This window comes from Frankia sp. CgKIO3, assembly GCF_977946435.1.
Genome location: NZ_CDWTMO010000199.1, coordinates 1 through 6,510, shown reverse-complemented (window position 1 = coordinate 6,510; position 6,510 = coordinate 1). Strand labels below are relative to the sequence as shown.

4 protein-coding genes and 1 pseudogene are annotated in these 6,510 nt (G+C 70.8%); 4 read left to right on the top strand and 1 reads right to left on the bottom strand.

Annotation, left to right across the window (positions count from 1 at the left end; genetic code table 11):
• The first annotated feature begins 1,032 nt into the window (after positions 1–1,032).
• Entirely contained in the window at positions 1,033–1,959 is a 927-nt protein-coding gene (locus tag AC08OJ_RS17625; protein WP_476596313.1) for a universal stress protein, read from the top strand.
• Positions 1,960–1,980: 21 nt separating this feature from the next.
• Here the strand turns inward: AC08OJ_RS17625 and AC08OJ_RS17620 are convergent, their stop codons facing one another.
• Positions 1,981–3,876, bottom strand: a complete 1,896-nt coding sequence (locus AC08OJ_RS17620; RefSeq protein WP_476596312.1) for a C2 family cysteine protease — start codon at positions 3,874–3,876, stop codon at positions 1,981–1,983.
• A gap of 222 nt (positions 3,877–4,098) precedes the next feature.
• Here AC08OJ_RS17620 and AC08OJ_RS17615 point away from each other — a divergent pair, with 222 nt between their 5' ends.
• From AC08OJ_RS17615 to AC08OJ_RS17605, 3 genes and pseudogenes are all read left to right on the top strand, one after another.
• Positions 4,099–5,319 carry an acetyl-CoA C-acetyltransferase gene (locus tag AC08OJ_RS17615; protein WP_476596311.1) on the top strand — a complete coding sequence of 407 codons (1,221 nt, stop codon included), beginning with the start codon at positions 4,099–4,101 and terminating at the stop codon, positions 5,317–5,319.
• Positions 5,320–5,463: 144 nt separating this feature from the next.
• Complete coding sequence (locus tag AC08OJ_RS17610; protein ID WP_035729341.1) at positions 5,464–5,670, top strand: DUF1918 domain-containing protein; 207 nt, start codon at positions 5,464–5,466, stop codon at positions 5,668–5,670.
• Between the two features lie 195 nt (positions 5,671–5,865).
• Positions 5,866–6,510: pseudogene (locus tag AC08OJ_RS17605) on the top strand (RND transporter); the annotation flags it as partial.

Genomic DNA, 6,510 nt, shown 5'->3' with positions numbered 1-6,510 from the left:
GACCCGGGCAAGAAAACCGGCCAGCACGGCAGCCGCCAGCAGGCCCCGCCCACGATCAGGGCGGCCAACCCCATGAAACCCCAGACCGCAGCTTGATCAACTTAGCGGAAATGGCATTGGGACATGACTTCATCACCCTCGTTGGGGATTCGTGGTGCGACAGACGCATCAAACATCGCGCGATTGACGCAAAGCAAAAGATGGGGCCGGCGGCCACGAAAAGGCCACACCGGGCCATCCGGAAAGACCTCCCGAGCAGTTCCTCTCCCTGCCTTCAACCTCATCTGGTGACACCAGAACCAGATTTTGAATCCGTCATCTTCAAATTCTTATTACTGCGTCACCTGGCGGGACGGCATCCCCGGGGAGGAGGACCCGGCAGGGTGGAGGATCTCCCCTCCATCGCGCCGGAGGGATGGCCGGCGCGGTGACCGCGCCCGGGTACGCCCTGCCCACGGCACGTGCGGAGGAGAGTCCAGGCGCGCTCACCGGTTGAACCAGCCCACCGGTAGCCGGAACGACGACGGGACTCGGCGCACAAGAAAAATCGCCGGGAACCGGAACACCGGGAGAAACCGGACCGCCCGGTCACGGCATTCTTCGTCCTTGCCCGGCGAGGCCGGACGGGAACAGCCACCTCACCAGATCGACCCGCCGCCACACAACGGAAGCCAACCACCGTCGCCGACGACAGGGATCGTGGATCTCCATGGTCGTACCTCGTCGTCTTATCGATCGATCACGGCAGGGGAGCCGCTGGCGCCCAGTGGCTTCCGGTCCGACTACGGGGTTACCGGGGACCCGCGACCCAACCATTCACCACTTCCCACCATGGATCATGCCGATGCGTGGGAAGGATGGCCCAACGTAGGGTTCACCTGGCTCGAACACACGAAAACAACACCGGAAGCTGTTGATCGGCGGGCAGCTCCACTCCGCGTTGGCCTCCCCCGCGTTGGCCTCCCCGCTGGCGGACGGGGTTCCAGGCCGGCCAGCCGGGTATCCCGGACCGGGCTTCGAAGGAGGCGGACGATGGCCGACATCGTGGTCGGGGTCGATGGTTCCGCGGGCTCCCACACGGCGCTGCGCTGGGCGTTCACCGAGGCGGAGTGGCAGGGGTGCGGCATCCGAGCCATGATCGGCTTCGCCCGTGGTACGGCACAGTCCGGGATGCGGGCCGGTCTGGCGCAGGCGGCCGAGCGGACGCTACACAAGACCGTGACGGCGGTCACGCCACCGGGATCGACCGTCTCCGTGGCGGAGCAGGCCGTGGACCTGCCGGGCGCGGAGGCCCTGCTGACGGTCGGCCGCGACGCCCGCATGATCGTGGTCGGTGCCCGGGGGCAGGGACTGCTGCACCGGCTGCGAATCGGGTCGGTCAGTGCCTCCGTCGCCGTACATGCCACGGTTCCGGTCGTGATCGCCCGCGGTGACGTCGAGGCCGCCATCGCCAGCTCGGGTGCGACCATCGGCTCGGGTGCGACCGCCGCCGAAGGCACGATCCCGGCCGGCGCGCCGTCCCGACTGTCCCGGCCGATCGCCGTGGGTGTGGACGGCTCCCCCAACGCACTGTCGGCCCTCGCCTGGGCCGCTGGGGAGGCCGCGCTGCGCGGGGTTCCGCTGATCGCCGTGCACGCCTGGCTCGCAGCGATCCCGTTGCCGTTCGCCGAGGCACCGGGGGAGATCACCCAGGCCCTGGAGGACCAGGCCCGGGCCGTGCTCGACGAGTCCATCGCGGGCGTCCGCGACCGCGGCCAACTGCCGGCCGGACTGGACCTACGGGCCGTGGTGGTGCCCGCCTCGGCCACCCAGGCCTTGATCGTCAAGGGCCGCGAGTGCGATCTTGTCGTCGTCGGCGCCCGCGGTCACGGCGGCTTCGCCGAGCTGCTGCTGGGATCGGTCAGCCACCAGTGCATGCTTCACTGCCCCACCCCGGTGGCGATCATTCGGCAGTGGTAGCGGGGCAGCGGCGACCGGTCGTCAACGGGTCGGGCCGTGCACGACCGCATGCGTGTCCGGGAGGATCCCGTCCCAGGCGTACCACCGCTCGTTGTTCTGCCCGGGCGCCGGATCCCACGGATTACGCAGCAGCACCCGCCGGCGCGCCGCGTCCACGGCGAGCAGGGTGTAGGCGTGCGCCGCGACGAGCCCGCCAGGTCGGGTTCGACGCCGGGTGGTCACAATCACCACCTCGCCGCCGGCGAGGAGCTCCCCGAGGGCGGGAACGGTCGCCTCGTGGGCGGCGAGCACGTGCGCCGATCGCCCGGTGAGCGTCCGCAGGGCCGTCGCCGCATTTCCGAATTCGATGGCGGGATAGCCGCCGTGCAGCCGGGCGTAGGCCTTCTCGTACAGCGCCGGCCACAGCTCCGGCCGTCCCGCCGCGTCGTCGCCGTCCATCGCGACCTCCTCGTACCCGGCCGCACGTGACCAGGAGGTGCCCGGCGCCTGCGGCCCGGGTGCCTCATCCTCCGATCGATCCTCTGACCGCCCGTACGGCGGCTGGACCCGACGAGCGGGCAGTGCGGCCGTGACGGTGACGCCCACGCCGGCGCCGGCCGGTCCGCGGGGGTGCATGGTGATCATGACAGTGCCGTTGGGGTTGGCCCGCAGCCGCTCCGCGAGCAGCCCAGGATCCTGGCGGGCGATGCCGATCAGCGCCGCGACGAGGTAGCAGTCGGCGACGTCGCCCTGCCCCACATCGCTCGGGCTGATCCCGTCACGCACCGTCGGGTCGCCGGTGCGGTCGACCGCCACGACCTCGCCGGGGCGTCCGCGGACGACAGGGTAGCCGGGTTCGAGCCATGGGAAAGCCAGCAGGAGGTCTCCGATCATGGCCGAGGAGGCCCCGGCGATCAGGGTGTCGGTGAGGTCGGCCAGCGCCGGCAGGTAGCGAAGGATGCCGGGGCCCGGATTTTCGATCACCCGGGCGGCCACTGCGGCAAGGACCGCCAGGGGCCGGCCGCGCAGCCGGGAGATGGCCGCCTGGCGCATCGCCGCGGACAGGCCAGCCAGCCGAGCGCTGATCGCCGCCAGATCATTGACGGTCACTGCCGCCGGATCCGTGCCGATGCGGGCGACCAGCTCGGCTGCGGCGAAACGCGCCATCCGCCGGTCGATGCCGCGCGCCATGGCCGGCGCTCCGACGGCGACCGCGTGCAGCCCGAACCCGACGGGGTCGTCCCGTCCGGACGAGCCAGCCAGACTGGACGAGCCGGCCAGACCGGGCGGTTTGCGCTCCCCGAACAGGCCGTGCGGACCGGACCAGTCCGCGCCGCCGAACGGACCGGGCAGCCGGCTCAACCGTTCCCCGTCCGCGGCGACGGCCCGAGCCAGGGCTGCCGACCGGTCGCCCGCTGCCCGCAGGCGGTCGGACAGGACGCCCAGCAGGACCGGATCGAACAGAACGGTTTCGTCAATCGGGACCATCCCGGCGGGCCTGCCGTCCCCGGTGCCGCCGGTGGCCAGTCGGTGGGCCAGCATCCACATCCGTGGGTCGTTCCCGACGCCGCCGGACGCGTCGAACCGGCGCAGCCGGGCGAGCTCATCGGCGGATACCACAGCAGCCGCGCCGAGACCGAGGCGCAAGGCGTGGGCACGCTCATCGTACCGCTCGGCGAGCCAGTCGAGCAGCCCGGCCCGATCGCGCAGCATCCCGGCGCCGACGTCGAGCGCCCGCTGCCAGTCGTCCAGCCGGGCGGCGTACCGGATCCGCCACGGTGACCGCCAGGCCCGCGGGGTGTCGGCGGTACGCACACCGGCCAGCACCCCGGCCACCTCCGGGGCGAGCCGGCGTAGCCGGGCGGCGCGCTCGCGCAGTTCGCCCGCGGCCGCGGCGAGGGCCGCGACATCACGGGGTGTACCAAGGTCTGCTCGCATCGGGCACGCCATCCGGCTCGCTGGCGACGGGATGATCAAAGCGTAACCCGACGGGTCCCCCTCGCCACGTCGGCTCGGCCACCCGCGACCGCGGGCGCTCGTCCGCGTTAGAGTTTTGATCATTTGGCCGCAGGGACCGCGGCTCCCGCGACCCTGCCGCCAAGAACACCGGGAACACCGGAAAGCCCGGAACACCGGGAACGCCAAGAACTGGGAGGGCATGTGACCGAGGCCGTCGTCGTCGCCGCAACCCGGTCATCGATCGGGCGGGCGTTCAAGGGTTCGCTGCGGGGGATGCGGGCCGACGACCTCGCGGCCGTCATCGTCCGGGCAGCCCTGGACCAGGTTCCGGCCCTCGACCCGGCCGATATCGACGATCTCATCATCGGCTGCGGGCTACCCGGAGGCGAACAGGGACACAACATCAGCCGCGTCGTCGCCGTCAGCCTCGGGTTCGACACCGTTCCCGGCACGACGGTCTCCCGGTACTGTGCCTCCTCCCTGCAGGCTCTGCGGATGGCCGCGCACGCCGTCCGCGCGGGAGAGGGCGACGCGTTCATCGCCGCCGGGATGGAGGTCGTCAGCAGCTTCGTCAGGGGCAACAGCGACAGCCTGCCGGACACCCAGAACCCGCGCTACTGCGAGGCCCAGGCCCGTACGGCGGCCCGCGCGCAGGCGGGGTCCGCGCCCTGGACGGATCCCCGGGCGGCCGGCGAGCTGCCCGACGTCTACATCGCTATGGGGCAGACCGCCGAGAACGTGGCCCAGCTCGCCGGCGTGAGCCGCCTCGAACAGGACGAGTACGCCTGCCGCTCGCAGAACCTGACGGAGCGGGCCGTCGCGGACGGCTTCTTCAAGCGAGAGATCATTCCGGTGCCGCTGCCCGACGGCGGGGTGATCGACAGCGACGACAGTCCCCGGCCGGGAACCACGATACGGGCGCTGGCCGCCCTCAGGCCGGTGTTCCGCCCAGACGGTACCGTCACGGCCGGTAACGCCTGCCCGCTCAACGACGGAGCCGCTGCGGTCATCGTCATGAGCGACACCAGGGCCCGCGAGCTCGGCATCACCCCGCTGGCCCGGATCGTCTCCACCGGCGTCAGCGCGCTGTCACCGGAGATCATGGGCCTGGCCCCGGTGGAGGCGTCCCGGCGGGCCCTGGCCCGGGCGGGGATGACGATCGACGACGTCGACCTGGTAGAGCTGAACGAGGCATTCGCGGCGCAGGTCATCCCGGCCTACCGGGCACTCGGGCTCGACGTCGCGAAGCTGAACGTGCACGGTGGCGCGATCGCGCTCGGTCACCCGTTCGGGATGACCGGCGCCCGCCTACTCACCACCCTGCTGAACGGACTACACACCACCGACACGACCATCGGATTGGAGACGATGTGCGTCGGCGGCGGGCAGGGCATGGCGCTGGTCGTCGAGCGGCTGTCCTGAGCCGGGAATTCGCGACCTTTCGGACTCCGAATATGCCGCGACCGGCACCTCGTGCTAGGCAGAAAGAGCACGCGCATGCGATCGGTCACCGGAGCATCCAGGCAGAACAGACCGGATCGCCCGGCAGGGAGGTCGGCCATCATGATGTTCGCATCCGTCGGAGAGAGGTTCGTCGTCCACGGCCGCACGGTGGGCAGCCCGGAACGACACGGGACCGTGGTCGAGGTACGCGGCGAGGACGGAGGCCCGCCGTTCGTCGTGCGTTGGGATGACGGGCACGAGGGGCTCTTCTTCCCGAGCTACGACTCGCTCGTCGAACTCCGACCGTCACGGGAGTCCGCGGGCGTCTGACCCCGGGCACGCCCGAGCGCGGGGAGCCAGGCCCAGGGCATGTTAATCGCCTGAAGCATTTTCCGGCGAAATCGGCTGCCCCGGGGCCTTCAGGCGATGTGACCTGCTGCGCTATACAGCAGGGACACAGCTGTCGGGCCGACAGGTAACGTGCGTCGATCCGGAGGCAACACAGATAGCTCCGGAGCGTGACCGATGCCTACGCCCTCCCCGTCCACCGGCGATCCAGCCGATCATCCCGGCCGGCCCGAACACCGGTCGGAACCAGGCCGCCCCTCGGGCCCGGACCACGGGTCCGGGCCATCGGTGGCACTCGTCAGTATGGTCAGTCGGCGCTCGGGCATCGTCGCCGTCGTGGCGCTGCTCGTCACCGCCGCCCTGGGGTTCGGAACCACCCGGCTGGAGTTCACCACCGGCCAGGACAACTATCTGAACCCCGACTCCCAGGTCGCCCGGGACAACGTCGCCTACCAGTCCCTCTTCGGCGGCCAGGCGATGGTCACGCTGTTCGCCCTGGACAAGGGCGAACGACTCGAGGACCTGTTCACCAAGCGCAACATCAGCCAGTTCCGGGAGTTGCAGGCCAGCCTCGACGCCGATGACCGGATCGAATCGGTGATCACCCCGCTCGCGGCGCTGGAGTTCACGAACAACCTGGTCACGAGCCCGGACGGCAATCCCGTCAACAGCCCCGCCGGGAAGATCCTGCTCGGCGCCCAGCGCCGCGACCCGGATCCGGCCTCCGCCCAGCGGCGCCTCGCCGACTCCATCACGACCCTGCAGCGGATGCAGGCGAGCCTCAATGCCGCTTCCACTAGTTGGATCTTGATGGTCGTCGGT